Annotated in this window: 1 protein-coding gene; it reads left to right on the top strand. The window is 66.0% G+C overall.

Annotation, left to right across the window (positions count from 1 at the left end):
* The coding region (locus CFB45_RS38055; RefSeq protein ID WP_144025306.1) for an electron transfer flavoprotein subunit alpha/FixB family protein at positions 1–509 on the top strand (509 nt) is incomplete at both ends.

Below are 509 nucleotides of genomic sequence, written 5' to 3'. Positions count from 1 at the left end.
CTCCTGGCCGACGCGCCGCAACTCGAAGCGGGCCTCGCGGAAAACGTCGAAGCGACCGCGCTGAACATCGCGAAGGATTACTCGCACATCCTCGCGCCGGCGACGGCCTACGGCAAGAACATCGCGCCGCGCATCGCCGCGAAGCTGGACGTCGCGCAGATCTCGGACATCACGGCAGTCGATTCGGCCGACACGTTCGAGCGCCCGATCTACGCGGGCAACGCGATCGCGACGGTGCAGTCGAGCGATCCGATCAAGGTCATCACGGTGCGTGCAACGGGTTTCGATCCGGTGGCAGCGGAAGGCGGCAGCGCATCGGTCGAGAAGATCGAAGCGGCAGCTGATGCAGGCAAGTCGCAGTTCGTGAGCCGTGAAGTGACGAAGCTGGACCGTCCGGAACTGACGAGCGCAAGCATCATCGTGTCGGGCGGCCGCGGTCTGGGCAGCGGCGAGAACTACACGAAGGTGCTGGAGCCGCTGGCGGACAAGCTGTCGGCAGCACTGGGCGC

Origin of the sequence: Burkholderia sp. HI2500 (assembly GCF_002223055.1) — a bacterium.
Classification (GTDB): Bacteria; Pseudomonadota; Gammaproteobacteria; order Burkholderiales; family Burkholderiaceae; genus Burkholderia.
This window is presented reverse-complemented; position numbering and strand designations above follow the sequence as displayed.